General features: G+C 44.4%; 19 protein-coding genes. 13 read left to right on the forward strand and 6 right to left on the reverse strand.

What is annotated here, in order from left to right:
• Positions 1-434 precede the first annotated feature (434 nt).
• The 5 genes from glnH (at position 435) to ACKU40_RS04300 (ending at position 4077) form a co-directional block, all read left to right on the forward strand.
• On the forward strand, positions 435-1178 hold the full coding sequence (gene glnH, locus ACKU40_RS04280; protein ID WP_320175293.1) for a glutamine ABC transporter substrate-binding protein GlnH: 744 nt from the start codon (positions 435-437) through the stop codon (positions 1176-1178).
• Between the two features lie 78 nt (positions 1179-1256).
• Positions 1257-1925: an amino acid ABC transporter permease gene (locus tag ACKU40_RS04285; RefSeq protein ID WP_320175294.1), complete on the forward strand. Its 669-nt coding sequence runs from the start codon at positions 1257-1259 to the stop codon at positions 1923-1925.
• A 4-nt stretch (positions 1926-1929) separates the two neighbouring features.
• Positions 1930-2661 carry an amino acid ABC transporter ATP-binding protein gene (locus ACKU40_RS04290; RefSeq protein ID WP_320175295.1) on the forward strand — a complete coding sequence of 244 codons (732 nt, stop codon included), beginning with the start codon at positions 1930-1932 and terminating at the stop codon, positions 2659-2661.
• A 150-nt stretch (positions 2662-2811) separates the two neighbouring features.
• Complete coding sequence (locus ACKU40_RS04295; protein WP_320175296.1) at positions 2812-3387, forward strand: calcium-binding protein; 576 nt, start codon at positions 2812-2814, stop codon at positions 3385-3387.
• 192 nt (positions 3388-3579) lie between these two features.
• Complete coding sequence (locus tag ACKU40_RS04300) at positions 3580-4077, forward strand: hypothetical protein (RefSeq protein ID WP_320175297.1); 498 nt, start codon at positions 3580-3582, stop codon at positions 4075-4077.
• A gap of 45 nt (positions 4078-4122) precedes the next feature.
• Here ACKU40_RS04300 and ACKU40_RS04305 read toward each other — a convergent pair whose 3' ends face one another.
• Entirely contained in the window at positions 4123-4536 is a 414-nt protein-coding gene (locus ACKU40_RS04305; RefSeq protein WP_320175298.1) for a hypothetical protein, read from the reverse strand.
• A 254-nt stretch (positions 4537-4790) separates the two neighbouring features.
• Positions 4791-5393, reverse strand: a complete 603-nt coding sequence (locus tag ACKU40_RS04310; protein WP_320175299.1) for a hypothetical protein — start codon at positions 5391-5393, stop codon at positions 4791-4793.
• A 213-nt stretch (positions 5394-5606) separates the two neighbouring features.
• On the opposite strand from ACKU40_RS04310, the gene ACKU40_RS04315 reads away from it, so the two are divergent.
• On the forward strand, positions 5607-6392 hold the full coding sequence (locus ACKU40_RS04315) for a transporter substrate-binding domain-containing protein (protein ID WP_320175300.1): 786 nt from the start codon (positions 5607-5609) through the stop codon (positions 6390-6392).
• A gap of 51 nt (positions 6393-6443) precedes the next feature.
• On the opposite strand, the gene ACKU40_RS04320 is transcribed toward ACKU40_RS04315, so the two are convergent.
• From ACKU40_RS04320 to ACKU40_RS04330, 3 genes are all read right to left on the reverse strand, one after another.
• Positions 6444-8282: a UbiD family decarboxylase gene (locus tag ACKU40_RS04320; RefSeq protein ID WP_320175301.1), complete on the reverse strand. Its 1839-nt coding sequence runs from the start codon at positions 8280-8282 to the stop codon at positions 6444-6446.
• Positions 8283-8427: 145 nt separating this feature from the next.
• Positions 8428-8805 carry a PH domain-containing protein gene (locus tag ACKU40_RS04325; RefSeq protein WP_320175302.1) on the reverse strand — a complete coding sequence of 126 codons (378 nt, stop codon included), beginning with the start codon at positions 8803-8805 and terminating at the stop codon, positions 8428-8430.
• 69 nt (positions 8806-8874) lie between these two features.
• The gene (locus tag ACKU40_RS04330) at positions 8875-9738 is read right to left on the reverse strand and encodes a TIGR02285 family protein (RefSeq protein WP_320175303.1); all 864 of its coding nucleotides are present in this window, start codon (positions 9736-9738) and stop codon (positions 8875-8877) included.
• A gap of 203 nt (positions 9739-9941) precedes the next feature.
• On the opposite strand from ACKU40_RS04330, the gene ACKU40_RS04335 reads away from it, so the two are divergent.
• From ACKU40_RS04335 to ACKU40_RS04355, 5 genes are all read left to right on the forward strand, one after another.
• Positions 9942-10814, forward strand: coding sequence for an AraC family transcriptional regulator (locus ACKU40_RS04335; protein WP_320175304.1), 873 nt, complete (start codon positions 9942-9944; stop codon positions 10812-10814).
• Positions 10815-10885: 71 nt separating this feature from the next.
• Positions 10886-11389: a 4Fe-4S binding protein gene (locus ACKU40_RS04340; protein ID WP_320175305.1), complete on the forward strand. Its 504-nt coding sequence runs from the start codon at positions 10886-10888 to the stop codon at positions 11387-11389.
• A gap of 188 nt (positions 11390-11577) precedes the next feature.
• Complete coding sequence (locus ACKU40_RS04345) at positions 11578-12501, forward strand: helix-turn-helix domain-containing GNAT family N-acetyltransferase (RefSeq protein ID WP_320175306.1); 924 nt, start codon at positions 11578-11580, stop codon at positions 12499-12501.
• A gap of 117 nt (positions 12502-12618) precedes the next feature.
• Positions 12619-13323, forward strand: coding sequence for an HAD family hydrolase (locus ACKU40_RS04350; RefSeq protein WP_320175307.1), 705 nt, complete (start codon positions 12619-12621; stop codon positions 13321-13323).
• A 145-nt stretch (positions 13324-13468) separates the two neighbouring features.
• Positions 13469-13861, forward strand: a complete 393-nt coding sequence (locus ACKU40_RS04355; protein ID WP_320175308.1) for a ferredoxin-thioredoxin reductase catalytic domain-containing protein — start codon at positions 13469-13471, stop codon at positions 13859-13861.
• A gap of 54 nt (positions 13862-13915) precedes the next feature.
• Here the strand turns inward: ACKU40_RS04355 and ACKU40_RS04360 are convergent, their stop codons facing one another.
• Entirely contained in the window at positions 13916-14656 is a 741-nt protein-coding gene (locus ACKU40_RS04360) for a PAS domain-containing protein (protein ID WP_320175309.1), read from the reverse strand.
• Between the two features lie 277 nt (positions 14657-14933).
• On the opposite strand from ACKU40_RS04360, the gene ACKU40_RS04365 reads away from it, so the two are divergent.
• Positions 14934-16628, forward strand: coding sequence for an FAD-dependent oxidoreductase (locus tag ACKU40_RS04365; RefSeq protein ID WP_320175310.1), 1695 nt, complete (start codon positions 14934-14936; stop codon positions 16626-16628).
• Between the two features lie 104 nt (positions 16629-16732).
• A protein-coding gene (locus ACKU40_RS04370) for an IS3 family transposase (protein ID WP_320173021.1) occupies positions 16733-17967 on the forward strand; the annotation gives its coding sequence in 2 pieces (ribosomal slippage) (positions 16733-17087 and positions 17087-17967; 1236 coding nt in all).
• Positions 17968-17972: the final 5 nt, after the last annotated feature.

Here is a 17972-nt window from a genome sequence, read left to right on the forward strand (position 1 = left end):
AAAGTCAGTAGTAAACATAAAATCTTATGCTTTTCTCGATACCGGGAGGTTTGCTTGTTATTATTCAAGCAGTTTTTGGAGAAACTGTTTCTGTTTTTGTGTAGTTATTTGAGTATTAATAGATGTGGTATTCGCTAAATAAGACATAACTGATCACAGGTATTTTCCGTTTATCTCTTTACTGGTTGATTGGTTAATCAGGTGAGTGTTTGCTTTTAAAACACATGTATTCTCGAACTGTTAACGTATCTATTGAGTTTGATTGAGTTTCTAATTGACTGGTTGTGCGGTCTACGTCTTGAATTTAGTGTAGAAAGGTGCTAAATTTTCCTACTTCGACAAATTATCGACGGGTAAATTGCTCGTTGATCGGTCTATCTTCATTTTGTTGTGATGAAGATTTTTAAGAAATGATGTTCATTTTTGGAGGATTCATGAAAAAACTGCTTTCAATAATCGTTGCTGCTCTGATTACCGCGACCATGGTCGGAACTGCTTTCGCAGGTAAACTTACTGTTGCTTGTGACACTAGCTTCCCTCCTTTTGAGTTTAAAGATCCTGCTACCGGAAAGCACACCGGCTTTGACGTTGAGCTTTGGGAAGCCATCGCCAAAAAAATCGGTGCTGATTATGATCTGCAGCCCATGGACTTCAACGGCATCATTCCCGGTCTCCAGTCCAACCAGCTTGATGTAGGTATCGCAGGTATCACCATCAAACCCGAGCGTGCTAAAGTTGTCGACTTCTCTGACGGTTACTACAACTCCGGCCTGCTTATCCTTGTTAAAAAAGACGATAACTCCGTTAACGGTATTGAAGATCTTAAAGGTAAGATTATTTCTACCAAATTGAGCACTTCTTCCGCAGATTTCGCTAAAACTGCAGGCGCTAAGGAAGTTAAACTTTACCCCAACAACGACGCTATGTTCATGGAACTCATGACCGGCGGCGCTGATGCGGTTATCTTTGACTCTCCCGTTATCGCAGACTTCATGCGCAAGGCCGGTAAAGGCCAGGTTAAAGTTGTTGGTCCTCTTTACAACGGTCAGCAGTACGGTATTGCTTTCCCCAAAGGAAGCAGCCTCGTTGCTAAAGTTAACGCAGCTCTCAAAGACCTGCGTGAAGACGGCACCTACCGCGAACTGTACGTAAAATGGTTCGGTACTGAGCCTAAATAATTTATTTGTAATAATTACAATATGTTTTGTGGGGCGGCTATTTGGCCGCCCCTAATTATTTTTTAAACAGAGGTCCTAATGGCATTCGCATTTGACACATCAGTTTTCTGGGACACATTTCCCATGCTTATGCGTGGTCTCAAGCTTACAGTTGAGATTACCATCGGCGGTCTAATTTTCGGATTTTTACTTGGAAGCGCAGCAGGTTTGATGAAGCTCTCCCGCAATTTTTTTACCAGGAAGATTGCCGGGGTCTACGTTGAAGCTATCAGGGGTACGCCCATGCTTGTTCAGGCCATGTTCCTTTATTACGGGGTTCCCATGGCAATCGGGATGCGCATTCCCCCAATGACCGCCGGGATTATTATTATAGCAGTCAATTCAGGTGCCTATATTGCCGAGATCGTGCGTGGTGCGGTTCAGTCCATAAACAAAGGTCAGTTTGAGGCCGGACGTTCCATCGGCCTGACCAATGCCCAGACCATGCGTTATATTATCTGGCCTCAGGCTCTTAAGCGCATGATTCCGCCCCTCGGCAACCAGTTCATCATCAGCCTTAAAGATACCTCCCTGCTCATGGTTATCGGTGTCGGTGAGCTTATGAGGACCGGTCAGGAAATCACCTCTGTGAACTTTCGTGCCTTTGAGGTATACCTTGCGGTTGCATGTGTTTACCTCGTTATGACCCTGTCCATCGCATTTGTAATGCGTCGCATTGAGAAAAAGTTGAATACTTCCCGGAGGTAGTGAAATGATTGAGATTAAGAACCTTCATAAAAGTTTCGGGAAGCTTGAAGTTATCAAAGGAATCGACCTTAAAGTTAAGTCCGGCGAAGTTGTCTGTATTATCGGTCCTTCCGGGTCCGGTAAATCAACAGTGCTGCGTTGTATTAATAAGCTTGAAGATCCTACTTCCGGTACTATCATTGTAGACGGTCATGACATTATGTCTCCTTCTACTGATATCAACAAAGTTCGTGCTGAAGCCGGAATGGTTTTTCAGCAGTTTAATCTTTTTCCTCATATGACCATTCTTGAAAACGTGACCCTCGGTCCTGTCAAGGTGCGTCATATGTCAAAGAGTGATGCTGACGAACTCGGCCTTAAGCTTCTGGATAAGGTTGGTCTCAAGGATAAGGCTCGCAACTATCCTGAGCAGCTCTCCGGCGGTCAGAAACAGCGCGTTGCAATTGCCCGTTCTTTGGCTTTGAAGCCTAAGGTTATCCTTTTTGACGAGCCTACTTCCGCTCTTGACCCTGAGTTGGTCGGAGAGGTTCTGGAAGTAATGCAGAAGCTTGCCAAGGAAGGCATGACCATGATCGTAGTTACCCATGAAATGGGTTTCGCAAAGGAAGTTGCCGACCGTCTCATTTTCATCGATCAAGGCATTATTCAGGAAGAAGGCGACCCTGTTGAGGTGTTTGCTAGTCCCAAGAATCCACGCCTTAAGGATTTTCTTGGTAAAGTTGTTTCTCATATATAAATGAAGCAACTCAATAGTTGGAATTATCGGGCAGTCCCTTCGGGGCTGCCTTTTTTTATAATAGTTTGTTTTTGGGAATAGGTTGACGTATCTGCCTCTTTGCTAAATAACAGTAGTATCTTTAATTTTGAAATCTGGGAGGCAGATAAGATGAAAAAGTTTCTGAGTTGCAGCGTTGTTGCTCTTGTTCTGGTCCTGATGAGCTCCTTTGCCTTTGCTGACGGCTGTCCTGAGTTACGCGGTACATGGGTCGGTCTGGTCAAGATGATAGATAAGGATGGAAACGTTAAAGAGAACAAAGCCGTTTTCATAATTAAAAAGCAAGAGGGAAATCTTTTTTCCGGTGAAAAAGCATGGTTTGCCGATAACAAGGAAAATCTTATAACAGAAGGATTCAGCGGAATTATTGGAGCTGACGGTGTGAGTCTCTATTTTGCTGAGCATGAAGACGGGTATACTCTGGGGACTTTGACCGGTAAGGAAAACATGTCTCTTTATTACCTTGAGAATGGGCGTAAAGCTAAAGCCATTTACTATACGATGGAGCGAATCCGTTTTGCCAGAGCTTTTGTTGATATCGATAAAGATGGCAATAAAACCATTATCCGTTCCGAAATTGTTAAGGTTTATCCTCTTAATGCCGAGCGAATTATGCGTGAAGCTGACTTAAATAAAGATGGAAAACTGAGCAAAAAAGAATGGGAAGAATGGAAAAAGAAACAATAAGTTTTCAATTGGAAGTTATAAAAGGCACGGATTTAGGTCCGTGCCTTTTGTTTTTGTGTAGGAGCATATCCCCTTTAATGTTCAGTTTTCGGTCAATGGGGTAATTAATACTTTTGCAATTGAAAAAAGTTTCTGACCGTGAAATAGTTCTGATTAAATTAATCAATAAACGTAAGCTGATGCGGGGGGCTTATGAGTGATGCGTGGGCGGTGTTATTGGCGGGTGTCGGGGGATTTGCTCTGGCTTATGTCCTGATGCAGGCGCGTGAGCAAGGCAAAATTGAAGACAAAGAATTTCAGCAATGGCGTAAAGAGATACGAAAGATGGCTTTGCTGATTACAAACCATACGCCTCGGCAGTACGGTGGCTGCGCGAATGACAAGGCCGCACATATGGCCGTTGCGAAGTTGCGGCAACTGCATACAGGGCTTGCGGTCAGGATTTTACCTGATGATTCTATCGGATTGAAGCTCTTAGGCAGCCTTAACCGATTGATAGCGGATATTAATGCCGGTAAGGTCGGGCAAGAAAGCCATGCGGAAGTGGTCAGCTTGTTTGCTGCTTTGCTGGCAGAGCGAAGTGAATGGGGGCAGACTCCTACCGGTTTTTCATTAAGCGGTATTTTTCGATGGGTGTACCAATTGCCGGATTACCTTACCGAATATGACCGGGAACGTAAGACTAACTGAGAATTTTATTTGAAAGGACCTTCATTTGAACATGAAGGTCCTTTTTTACATATTGGCAAAGAACTTTCGCTCTGCTTCAGTCAGAAGAGTCAAGTTTCCATTTTTCTTAAAATAAAGGTTGAAAACCATCAGGTGCAGCCAATGTCTGTTCGTTAAATCTCCCTTTGTACTCATCGTGGTATGCCATTCATTCTCAGCATATTCTTTTTCAATTTTTATCAGGTATGGATGCTCAATAAGCAGTTTGCGTATGTACTCGAGCAGTAAGTTGAAATTCATTTTTGTCCTATTAAATATTGTTACAGCTATCTTGCATTCGGGGCAGATTTCTTTTTGTAAAAGTGAGTTGAGGGTGTGTATTAACCCTTCAGAGCAACGCCATGTTGAGCATTTGCCTATTAGTGCTGAGCGGTTCGTATGGCTTATGGCAAATCCGTTTTCGCCGCTGCGTTTGAACATGTCTTCATTGTTTGTTCCTGCAAAATGGGTATTCAGGTTTGAGACCAGTATGTTTCTCAGGTCACAATTATTGTGGATGCTGTAGATTGCAGGCGTTCTTTCAAAGCTTCTTCCCGTGTGGCGCAATACACGAATTGTCTTTATGAAATCATCTTCTGAAATGACTGGTGTGCCGACATTGGCAGGCTGCTGAATAATGGAGAGCCTGCTGCGTACCTGTATGGGGTTGAATTCGTTAGAGTCGTGCTTAGGCGCTAGGTGCAGATCAATTGTTTTGCCTTTCTTTCGTCTGTTTTCAATGCCTTTGATGGCAATGTCTCGCAGTCTTTTTTCGGATAGTGATATGTCATGGGCCTGCCATGCGAGATATTTTTTATCTTTTCTAAATTACGTAGAAAGTGGTGCTTGAAAGCTTTCGGGTCAGAATAAAGCGGTTGCACATAATGTTTAATTATGCGGTCATCTTTTATGGTGAAACTGGGGCCTCCATGCCTGTAATGCATGCTCGGTTTGCTGACTAGAAGCCGCTTGTCGCCAGAGTATGGAATTTCTACTTGCGTGATTATTCCATCTTTTAAATTTGGCGGGTCTTGCCCGTTTTCAGGGCGATATAATCTTCCCGCAGATGTGATTCTGCAGAGGATTGGTTTGCGTATACATATTTTTTCTTCATGCAGGGTTATCTGCTTAATGGAATTTTGTGCAATAATGTTTTCCACAAGATCAGCATCGGAAGTGGCAAAGAATTCCCTTTCCGCGATAGCTTCTATTTGCGGGATGATGCTGTTGCAAACATTCTCAAGTATTACGCTTAAGTCACAGTCATTAAATAAATTGTTGCGATGTTGTTTAAACATGGGTTGCCTCCTGTGAGGCAATATTTTGACTCTTTTTTGGTTCATTAAAAAATATGCATAAATTATTCCGGAGATAATTAAAAGGCGATCAGAGAATTTGGGTATAAAATCTCATTTGTGATTCTCTTGTTATTCTAGACCTAGTTTAAAATCAGATCATAATGTATGGTCTGATTTCAGATATAGATGCTTTTTAGATTACAAGGGGAAATAATGCGATATCTTGTTTGGTCAGCAATATTTTTTGTCTTGTTCACATCAATAGCGAAAGCGGAAATAGTCAAGGTTGGCGGAACTGGATACTGGTCTCCATATTGTTACACCAGCCCGGATGATCCGTTAACGCTTAAAGGTTTTACTGTTGATTTTCTCAGGGAGGTTTTTTGTCGTCCTGAGGATGAACTGCAGTTTGTGGCACTCCCATGGAAAAGATGCTTGGTTATGCTGGAGAATAACGAGTTGGACCTTGTTTTGGATGGGAGTAAGGATTCCCCGAGGCTCAGGAATTTTTTGTTCTCGCGCAAAATATACCATTTGGACAATGCCTTGTTTTATCTGAAAAGCAGATTTCCAAACGGGCCTCAAATCAAAGCTATAGCAGATATTGATAATTTTTCATTAGGAGGAGTTTTCGGCTTTAATTACAAAGTATACCCGTTTGATGTTTCCAGAGTTCAACAAGGGGCAAAAGATATTGAGACTATGCTTAAGATGCTTGAAAAACGGCGGTTCGAACTCGGGATTGGGTTTAAGCAGATAGTGTGTTCGCGCATGAGGTTAAATGGTCTTGACGGGGGAGACATCTCGTTTATCCGCATGCCGGGTGTTGATTCTTTACGGTTCTATGTTTTTGGCAATCATAATCCTAAAACTAGAAAGCTTATTGAGAGGATAAATTATGCATTACAGGAAATGGCGGCAGATGGTCGGCTTGCTGAACTTAAGCGTCAGTATGGGTTGCAGGGTAGCAAGAAAAAGGTGCTGCCTTTTAAGCGTTAAAAAAATCCCCTCGTCAGCTTGGTTAGGCTGAAGAGGGGATTTTAAGTTCTTCTAAATTATACCATAAAGCGGTCCGCCGGATGCAGCCAGAGCATCAACACGTTTTTCAACTTCCGGATCAGGATCAAGCGGTGGTGCTTGGTAGGTTTTCATTCTGGCGTCTATAATGACGGCTTTTTCTGTTCCCCAATGTTTGGCCTTGGTAAAGGCACCGGCTCCGTAAATATCTGTTGCCGGGTCGGAGCGGGTGAAGGTGACCCAGAGGAAGTTCTCCCAGTTCTTGGCAGTGAAATCAGGATCATCCACAACTACGATCATGGGGAATCCTTCGATTCCTTCGGCTTGTTTAAGCGCTTCGCCTAGTTTTTCCATTTGCGGGTCCTGCTCGCCTCTGGATGTATCGCTTTTGCGTCCTTTGATGAGCATTATTCCGGGAGCGAAAACCTTTGCTTCCCCGAAAGCGTCGGGCAGGGTGGGCAGGTGGGGCAGTTCTTTGGCCAGTTCTCGTTTTTTTGATCCGGCAGCGGCGAAGATCAGCTTGGAACCTTCGTTGAAGCCCATGCCGGAATAATCGAGGGTGTCAATTGTGGTTCTGGTGATGAAGTGCAGGTCACGTTTAAGGTTGGCGCGTTCGAGCATGTGCTTAAAGAAGACCGGGATATTGTGGCAGTTCTTGCCATGCTCCATGTCTTCTTTGGCACCGATAAAAAGGTATTTGGCAAGGGCGGTCTGGGTGTTGCCCAGCAGGGCCATGCCGTTGGTCAGCAGTTCCTGCGGCTGGCGTTCTTCCGCGTAGGGTACGTAGCGTTCGCTGCCAACTGCCAGCAGCAGCGGATGGACCCCGGCGACGTCTACGGCATGAACTTCGTGCACACCGGTAAATACTGACGGAACCAGTTCGGAAGTCAATTCGTGGATGAAATCTCCGAACATGGTGTCTTCCTGCGGCGGGCGTCCTACTGTGGTGAAAGGCCAGATAGCATCGCTGCGGTGGTATACCTTATCAACTTTCAGTACAGGAAAATCGTGGGTCAGGCTGTAGTAGCCGATATGGTCACCGAACGGTCCCTCTGTTTTTTGTTCATTGCTGATAGTTCCGCAGATGCAGAAGTCCGCTTCAGCAGGGACAGGCAAACCATTGGGCCGCATGACCATCGGGATGCGGTGTCCGCCCAGTGCCCCGGCAAAGAATATCTCCGCAAGCCCTTCAGGGAGAGGCATTACAGCGGCGAGAGTCATGGACGGTGCTCCGCCGACAACAATATTCACCTTGAGCCTTTCGCCTTTTTTCAATGCCTGAGCATGATGGTGTCCTATGCCGCGATGAATCTGGTAATGCAGGCCTACTTCTGTATTGTTGTATTCATTGCCGGAAAGTTGAACTCGGTACATGCCTATATTGGACCCTGCGAATCCGGGGTTTTCCGGACTTTCGGAGTAGACCTGCGGGAGGGTTACAAATGCTCCTCCGTCCATCGGCCACGATTTGAGCTGTGGTAGTTGGGCAAGGGTTGTTTCATTGGCGGTTACCGGGCCTTCGGAAAGTTTGCGCGGCAGAGTGTGATATGCAGTGCGCGGAGCGCCGAGGTATTGCCACGGTTTTTTGATGGCTTCCATGGGATACATTTTCAGCTTCATGAGCCGTTCCACGGTTTCGATGGTATCGCGAAAAATGAAATGCAGCCTTTCCTTGGTGCCGAAGATGTTGGCAGCCATGGGAAATTTGCAACCTTTCACGTTGGTGAAGAGTAGGGCAGGGCCGCCTGCCTGAAAGACACGCCTCTGGATAACTCCGGCTTCAATATTGGGGTCTATTTCCTGATCTATGCGTAGCAGGTCGCCTTTGGCTTCGAGTGCATCAAGGCATTCTTTCGTGTTCTTGTATCCCATTATATTTTCCTTGTGGTCATTTTTTATTTGTGCGGCAGAGTGTATGGATTCGAGGGGCGGGAATCAAGTTTAATCGGACACAAAAAGAGCCTGCCGGATGAGGACAGGCTCAGAATGCCGATAAAGTACAAGCTGTAGCGGAATCTTATTTCAGAATCTTATTTGCGAGCAGTTTTTGAATGCCTACAACATCGCTGCCTTTCTTCAGTTCCTTGATGATTGGTTCGCGACGTCCTGAAACCCACATTTTGAGTTCGGAGTCCATGTCAAAATGGCCTGCAGTCTCCACGGAAAAGGTGGAGATGGATTTGTAGGGGATGGACAAATATTCCACTTTTTTTCCGGTCAGGCCTTGTTTATCGATGAGAATCAGTCTGCCGGAAGTAAAAACATACATGTCACGGATGACTTTGAAAGCCCGTTCAACTCTTTCGGTGTCTCCCAGTATCGGGGAGAGTTCTTCCTGTACATCGTCTATGTTTATTTCGGAGGCATTGCCCATTAATCCATCAAGAATTCCCATAATTTCTCCATTGTGTTTTCGGCTTGAAGCCGTTTTTTGGATTTAATTATAGGATAAATTTAAGCAAAATCAATTACTTTTCAATGGGAATAGATTTGATGAGTATTTTTCGTGCAAGCCTATCATCTTTTCGGGAAGGTATTGCTGGTATTTTTTCTTGTATTTTTCTTCATATTGCCCGTTGATAATGTGATTTACTTTGCTGATGATTCTCTTGCCCCACTTATTTTTAGTGCACCCGACATAGCTTAAAATGTACTCGGGCATTTCGCGAATGGGTATAAAAATGAACTTGTCTTCAATGAGTTTTTGAGAAACAAGCCATTGTAATTCATGGGGAAAGCCTATGGCATAGTCTATGGTTCGTTTAGCTTGGATATTTTTTGCCAATGTTTCAAGTAAGTCCATTTTATAGTGGACAATAATTTTTCGGGATTTTTTATTGTTGTCCACAATCTTGTCTACCATGCCCCCGTAGCGGCGTCCTTTGGAAATTCCCATACGCATGTGGGAAGTCTTGAACAGGTCATTTATGGAGATGAAGCCTTGTGCATCTATGAAAGGTTTGAATTCATCTAATTTTGATTTCAGGGTAATTACCCCATTTGAAATATAGGGCATTACCGGCTTGCTGAATTCAATGTATTTTTCCCGCTCCTTAGTCTTCAGCATTGTCACACAACAACCGTTGTTTTCAGAAAGCTGTTTTAGAATACGGCCATAGTTGGCTATGTGTTCCAAGTGTTCGTATTCGGGGAGGGCATTTTGTAGCTTGTCTTCCAGATAATTTTCATGACCCTTGCCTTTCATTTCTCCGCACATGATGCTCGAAGGAGGAAAGTCCGCATGATACCAGTTAATGACGTTTTCAGCCTGAACCGGTGCAGTGATAACCAATGATAAATAAATAATGACTATAAATATGTGCTTCATTATAATTTTATTGGGTATGCAAGGTTAAATTGTGTTATGCAATTAAACCTTATCCGTTTTTTTGTATGAAGTCAGTATTTAATTCTCAAAATTAAGACAGAGATGTCAGAAAGTTCTCCATGTGCCGCGAGGTGAGAGTGTTTTTATTCTTGATGCATAGTTATCGGGAGTGATACTCAGCTGCTATGAAAGAGAACCATACAATGCATAAAGCAGAAGAATTGATCGGCATTGAGTCGAATTTTAAAATATATCCGTTCACCGATGGCACTGGCTGCCCTATAAGTGATGTTAAGGAACCTCATTTACATGATTTTTATGTGCTCCATTACGTTTCAACTGGGAGCGGAAGTTGTGTTATCGATTTTGAGACCTATGATATTCTTCCCGGTTCTTTATATTTTGTTTCTCCAGGACAATTGCACTTATGGAATCCGGAAGGCGAGGTGGACGGTTTTGTGATGGTTTTTACCGATGATTTTCTCAAGTCACCGGAAGCTCCAATTCATTGCGCTTATGAGCTGGAGTTTTTTAACAGCGTGGTAAATTCCCCCATGTTCATGCTTTCCACTGAGCAGAAAGTCGAATTGTCATGGGTTATGTCTAATCTTTGTCGGGAATTCAGTGCTAGAAAGTCCGGATTTGAAACTGTATTGAGGTCATATTTTCATATTCTTATGGTCAGCTTGCAGCGTATGTTTGCTGATCGGCTGCAGCGCCCCGGTGCACGTGTAGAAAATCCTATGGTTCGGGAATTCAAAAAACTTGTCTCCGCTGATCACAGTCCTCAGCTGCGGGTTCAGGATTATGCTGAAAGGATGAATGTGAGTGTAAGCAGGCTTAGCGCTGTAATTAAAGAAGTTACCAGTATGACTCCGGGCCAGATAGTCCGTAACGAGTTGATCCTTACAGCCAAGCGTATGCTGGCAAATTCCGATAAGAATGTTTCTGAAATATGCTATGAGCTTAAATTCGAAGACCCTTCGTACTTCGGTAGGTTCTTCAAACGTGAAACCGGCTTCACTCCGTCTGTTTTCCGGGAGCACGTAAGAGGAAAGTACCAGCAATTGGTATAAATTCACCTTCGTATCAAAGGGATCATGGGCTAAGCTATTTGCAGTTAATTTTTGCAGAAAGGAGATAGTTCATGAATTTAAAAGATATCACTAAAGCAGCTGAGAAAATCGGCTGCTTATCTGTCACTACCCTTGATGGTGGGATAATGCACAGCAGGATAATCAGTCTTTGCGGTGGTGACGATGAAGGGCTTTATTTCCTGACTATGGACGTTAAGCCTTTTTACCGTCAGCTCATAGCTAACCCCCAAGTTTCCATGTGCGGAATCTACCCCACCAGCCGCAAGGAAGGAAAGAACAGTGACGGCCAGCCTTATTTCCCTCCGGGGTATACCTTAAGGATTACCGGGGAAGCCCGTGAAGTTTCCATGGATGAATTGCGTGAAAAGGCTGAGGCCGGAATGCGTATTGATCCCGAAAAATGCATTGCCTGCGGCGAATGTTTTGAGGCCTGTACATTCAAGGCGATTGTTCCGGGAGATGTCTACCGGGTAGACGGTTCCCGGTGCGACGAATGCGGAAGCTGCGTTTTGGCCTGTCCGGTTGAAGCTATTGCTCTCTCACAGACTATATAAATTTTTACATTCCAAATAATAAGGGACGTTGTAATGGCATAGGAATTACTCCTGTGCCTTTTTTTGTGTGTTTAGGCGTACGGTGGCTCTTATGTGATTTCTCCTCCTTGTGAATTGTTGCTTGACACATTGTGCCACTTTAAATATTTAGTTGCGTAACGCAACCAAATTCAATGGAGGGATAGAAAATGGATAATGATCAGGTCCGGCAGGTGAGACAATATTCACGCAGTCTTGCTCGTGAATGGAAGTTGGTCGCAAACCGCGCGTGTTCGGAAGGGCTGAGTGTGTCTGAGGCACATTCACTTATTGAATTGTCAACTGTTGAGTCATTTTCTGTTCAGGAAGTGGCTGACTTGTTGCTTATAGACAAGTCCAATGCGAGCCGGGCTCTCAAGGCGCTGGGAAATCAAGGATTTGTTGAATTTAGAGCAAGTAATGCGGATCGAAGAGCTAAAAAGGTGTTCATTACTGATGCCGGTAGGAAGCAAGTCACACAGGTGCATGCCGAAGCCGATGAGCAGGTTGGGTGTGCTTTGGGAATGCTCGGTGTTCGTGAGCGGGAGATCGTAGAGCTGGGTTTGCAGACTTATGCCAAGGCTCTTCGTTATTGCAGATTACAGGAAGGTTTTTCCATACGTCCTATAGTGGCTGAGGATGATCCTGCTGTTGCGCGTGTTATACGCCTTGTTTCGGAGGAATATGGTTTGCGTGCTGAGGACGGATATGCTGTTGGTGATCCTTCTGTTGATCATATGAGCAGTGCTTATGCAGATAAAGGAGGTTGTTATTGGGTGGTTGAGAGCAAGGGACGCGTTGTTGGTGGAGGCGGAGTTGCGGCTTTACAGGGGGGCGATGGTCATGTTTGTGAGTTGCAGAAAATGTATTATACTTCTGAGTGCCGTGGTAGGGGGCTGGGCAGGAAGTTGGTTCTCATGGCTTTGGAATTTGCTCGAAGTTTTGGTTATGAGGCTTGTTATCTCGAAACTACAGGTGAGCTGCGTGAGGCCATATCGCTCTATGAAGCTTTAGGATTTGAACGTCAGAAAGATTTGTTAGGAGATACCGGACACGAAGTTTGTGAACTCCGCTATCTATATAGGTTTGGTTAATTCCGCGCTTTTTGTGTGTTGGATGAGATTGTGATTCAGGTAAGATCAGGCCGTTCCTTAAAATTCATATTTGACTTGTGGCGGGGCAGTACTTAATTTCTCTGCAAGGAGAAAGTGATGTTTCATGGAAAAGTAAGGGCGGTAGCTTTTGATGCTGATGATACCCTGTGGGTGAATGAACCTTTTTTCGACAGGGCAAAGGCAGAAATTGCTGAAATGATGTCTGTTTATATTGCGCCGGAAAAGTTTACGCAGATTTTGGAAAAGACCCAGTCCCGTAATGTGGCCGTGTTCGGGTACGGGGTAAAGTGTTTTGTTATTTCCATGATTGAGGCGGCAAATGCCGTTGCTCCGGATAGGATAAAAAGCTTTGAAATTGAACGCATCATTGCTCTTGGCCGGTCTATGCTGACTGCTCCTGTGGAACCTATTGCAGGGGTCGAAGAGGTGTTGCGAACTTTGGGCAGTGACTACGAGCTGCTTATGATTACCAAGGGTGATGTGGCTGAACAGCAACGCAAAATCAGTCTTTCCGGTATGTCCGTGTATTTTGATCACATAGAGATTCTTGCCGAGAAAGACAAAGCTGCATATGAGCGGATTCTTCATAAGCACAGCATTCGGCATGATGAATTTCTCATGGTCGGGAATTCCGTGAAATCAGACATTCTTCCGGTTGTGGGGATTGGCGGAAGTGCTGTACATATTCCATTCCATACTACTTGGGTCCATGAAGTTGCCTGTGAAGATGACCTTTGCGGACGTGAGTATGTAGAAATCAGCAAGGCAGGAGAATTATTGCCATTGTTGATGAGTTCATAGCCTGAAGGATTCGTTTCGTAATTTTATACGGCAATTAATCACTTTCATTCTCTTGCAATGAATGTTAATAAGCCGTTGCTTACGCACTAAGGGATGCCGTTTGTGTTTCATAGTGCGTATTTGTATTAAAATATCAATATATAAGGTGATAGCATTGTCTCAGCCTACTGAAAAAAGTGTAAAATTGATCTCCAATTATGTGGAGAAGTATTGTGAACGTACCGGATTGAACCTTCATCCCATGAAGGATGTTTCCGAAGCCGTGACCACCGGTCTGGCCATGCATCTTGATGATCTTAATCGTCCTCTTTGTCCCTGTCGGTTTTACCCCGATAAGCAGCAGGCGGTTGCAGAGCGTGAATGGCTGTGTCCCTGCTCAGATATGAAGAACTACAAGTACTGTCACTGTATGCTTTTTGTTAATGAGGAAGGTATGCCCGTAACTGAGCATCTTCCTGAAGATCATGAAGGCCGACAGACCTATGGCGATATCGCAGACCCCGCTCCGGAAAAGATGCATCGCAAGCTGCCTAACTAGGCAATATAAGTATAAATAGAAAAGGACACATGCTTTATAGCTTGTGTCCTTTTTTTATGGATTTTCACCCTTCTTATTCTGCTTCCGCTTTTCCTTGCCTTTTATATACCACTGCTGGTCCCCATACATTTTATCTGAGCACTCCGGACAGAGTCCGTGGCTGAATGAGGCTTCGGAATATTTTTCGATGAATGACTCAAGATTGTTCCAGTAGCCTTTGTCATCGCGAATTTTTTTACATTTGGCACAGATAGGCATGAGCCCGCTGAGAACTTTCACCTTTTCAAGGGCTTCCGAGAGTTCCTTGATGAGTTTTTCTTTATCCTGTTCAGCTTTTTTCTGGTTGGTTATATCGATGAAACTTTCTATATAGTAGTCTTTACCCTTGAGATTAAGGGTCTTAACTGTTTTGAGAATATTGCGGTTGCCGGATTTTGCAGTGAGCAGAATCCTTTCAGACATATCCACTGTCTGCCCGAGGTCTGCAATAGGACATTTCCCTCGTTCTGCCGGACATACAAAGTTGTGGCACACCTTGCCGATTACTTCATCTTTTTCACGCCCCAGCATTTCAAGGGCAGTGCTGTTGACTTCAACAATCGTGAACTTTTCTGCGTCTACAATGATAATTCCACTGAGGATGGAATCGAAGAGTATGTCCATGACAAGTGAAGATTTTGTGTCGGCATTCATAAAGAAATTAACAGTATTCAGGCATTCGTTTTTCTCTTCACGCCTTTCCAGTTCAGCAATGCGCTGTTCCAGTTCTTCATATGTTGGCTTCTTCGATTTCACGGTGCATCCTTAAATATTGAATGATTTGAGTAAAATTATACGACAATGGTGGATATTGGTCCATTAGAAATGTAAATATAATGATTTATGATTGGATATGATATGTGCTTTGTGAATTTTTGATAACAATTAAGATTTTCTATGATGGGATCTGCTTGTTTTTCTATAATAAATTGTTTCCGTTGATCTGGATCAATGCGTTCCATCTGTCGATGGGTAATCTCTGGCTAATCCAATCCATGACTCAATTAAAGCTGAAAGCGAAAAGGAGATACAGATGAGTTCAAGAAAAATAGTCGTTATCGGCGGTTCTGCTGCCGGACCCAAGGCAGCAGCCCGGTCCAAGCGTCTTGATGCAGAAGCGGAAGTTACCCTGCTTCAGAAAGCCCCGGAATTGTCCATGGCTTCCTGCGGTTATCCTTACTACATCGGCGGGAATTTTGATGAGCGAAATGCTTTGCTTGCCACACCCACTGGGGTAGTTCGCGATGAAGGTTTCTTTGCTGCTGCCAAGGGGGTGAATGCGCGGGTCAACACTGAAGTGACAGTCATAGACCGTAAGAATAAGACAGTGTCCTGCACTGATGTCCTTACCGGAGAATCTTCCTGCGTGGAATATGATAAGTTGGTCATTTGCACCGGAGCGACTCCGCGTCGTCCGCCTATTACGGGAATTGACCTCGAAGGGGTTCGTTCTCTTTCCGAAATGCGCGATGCAGATAAGCTGCGTGAGCTGGTTGATTCCGGCGAGGTCAAAGATGCGGTTATTGTCGGCGGCGGACTGATCGGAATTGAAGTATGCGAAGCTCTGTCCGAATCCGGCATGAATGTGAATGTTGTGGAGATGCTTTCGCAGCTGCTTATGTTTCTGGACTGGGAAATCGCCAAGTTGGTGGAGAAGCATGTGGCCTCCAAAGGGGTAACCGTCCATACCGACAATGGTGTGGCAGAATTTCTGGGCGAGAATGGCAAGCTGACCGGAGTTAAACTTAATGATGGTTCCGTGGTTCCATGCGAACTTGCTGTGGTTGCCATCGGTGTAATCCCCAATTCCAAGCTGGCAGCGGATGCAGGTCTCGAAATCGGCGGATTCGGTGGCATCGCGGTTGACGATTTCATGCGTACTTCCGACCCTGACATCTATGCTGCCGGGGATTGCGTTGAGATTACCCAGCGTATCTCCGGGAAGAAAACCTATGCTCCCTATGGAGATCTTGCTAACCTTGAGGCCCGTGTTGTCGCGGATAATATTGCCCGTGGTGATAAATATAAATTCCCCGGTACTGTTAACAGCGGGATATGCAAGGTCTTTGATCTTAGCGCCGGAGCAACCGGATTTTCCGAACAGCGGGCTAGGGCCGAAGGGTATGATGTTATTACTGCAACCAATGCCAGCCCGGACAAGCCCGGTTTCATGGGGGCCAAGCTGCTGGTCTCAAAGATGGTCGCTGATGCCGCAACCGGACGTATTCTTGGGTTTCAGTGCGTTGGTCCCGGTGAGGTTAACCGCCAATTGGCCGAGGCTGCAATGGCTGTTATGAACGGCAACACCATTTGGGAAGTGGGCATGGCCGACTTGCCGTATGCGCCGCCTTTTTCTTTGGCTATTGATCATTTTATCACCACTGCGCATATACTTGATAACAAGATGGCCGGACAGATGACCGGGATCAGCAATGCAGAGGTGAAAGAGAAATTGGATGCCGGTGAAAAACCGTTTATTCTGGATGTGCGTGCACCCAATGAATTTGAGGAGATGCGTTTGAATGTAGGGGAAAATCTTATTCCCCTTGGCAAGTTGCGCAATGCTCTTGATCAGCTGCCGCAAGACAAGGATGCTGAGATAATCACTTTCTGCAAGATATCCATGCGCGGTTACGAGGCTCAGCGGGTGCTTGAGGCAAACGGATGGACCAACGTTAAAGTCATGGAAGGCGGTATCATGGGCTGGCCGTTCAAGGTCGAGATGTAGCCTTTGTAAGATAGTAAATTTAAAGGGCCGTAGTACTCAGTACTCGGCCTTTTGTTTTTTAGTGTCCCGTCCTGAAATAGGTTTACACCCAAAGGACCTATTTTATGAAAAAGGAAGAAACTCAAAGAGTAAAGCGTACTCAGCGGGACTACACAATGGGCTTTAAATTGTCCGTTGTGGCATTAGTTGAAAAGGGTGAAATGACCTACAAGCAGGCCCAAAGGGCCTATGGAATCCAAGGTCGCAGCACTGTTTTAAAGTGGCTTCGTAAACATGGCAGCCTTGACTGGAGCAAGCCAATGGTACATCAGAAAAGAATGCCAAAATCCAAAGAGACTCCAGCACAAAAGATTAAGCGTCTTGAAAAAGAGCTTCAGGAAGAGAAGATCAAAACTATGCTTCTCAACGAAATGATTGATATTTCTGACAGAGAACTGGGTACTTCCATAAGAAAAAAACTTACCCCCGAGCTGCACGAGGTCTTCAGGAAACAAAGCAAATAAGTTTATCTGCTTGCTGTAGACAGCTCGGGGTGAGTCGGCAATCGATATATCAGGCTGAAAAACGCCATAAGGTACGGGAAAAACAGTTCCAAGAAGTAAAGAAACTTGTTTTGAGTCTGCGGGCCAGAATGCCTCGGCTGGGAACGCGTAAGCTTTATTTTTTATTGCGTGAGAAATTTGTAGCTCGTGGAATCAAGCTTGGGCGGGATGCTTTTTTCGCATTATTGCGCAGAGAGCATTTACTGATAAAAACAAGAAAAAATTACACAAAAACTACAAATTCAAAGCATTGGCTCAAAAAACATCCTAATTTATTGAAGGAGTTTAAGCCTCAGTATTCAGAAGAAGTCTTTGTTAGTGATATAACTTACGTAAAAACGTTAAATAAAACATACTATCTATCACTAATCACAGACTCTTTTAGCAGAAAAATTGTAGGTCACAATTTGAGTTCTGATCTTAGTGCCGAAGGGACCACTAAAGCTTTAGATATGGCTATCAAAAACCGAAAAACGCGAAACAAAACAATCCACCATTCAGATCGTGGATTGCAGTACGCATCGTCCATTTATCAAAACAAACTCAAGAAAGCCGAAATGGTCCCATCTATGACAGATGGGTATGATTGTTACCAAAATGCGTTAGCTGAACGTATAAATGGAATTTTAAAACAAGAATTTTTGGTGGTTAAATGCACTAGCTTTGATGAGTTAAATTCACTCGTAAAAGAGTCTATTGAAATATATAATTCTGAACGTCCTCATCTTAGTTTGAAAATGAAAACACCGAACCAAATACATAAACAGGGCTGTGGGGGTACCCCCACAGCCCTGTAGTAAAC

Origin of the sequence: Maridesulfovibrio sp., assembly GCF_963666665.1 — a bacterium.
In the GTDB taxonomy this organism is placed as follows: Bacteria; Desulfobacterota; Desulfovibrionia; order Desulfovibrionales; family Desulfovibrionaceae; genus Maridesulfovibrio.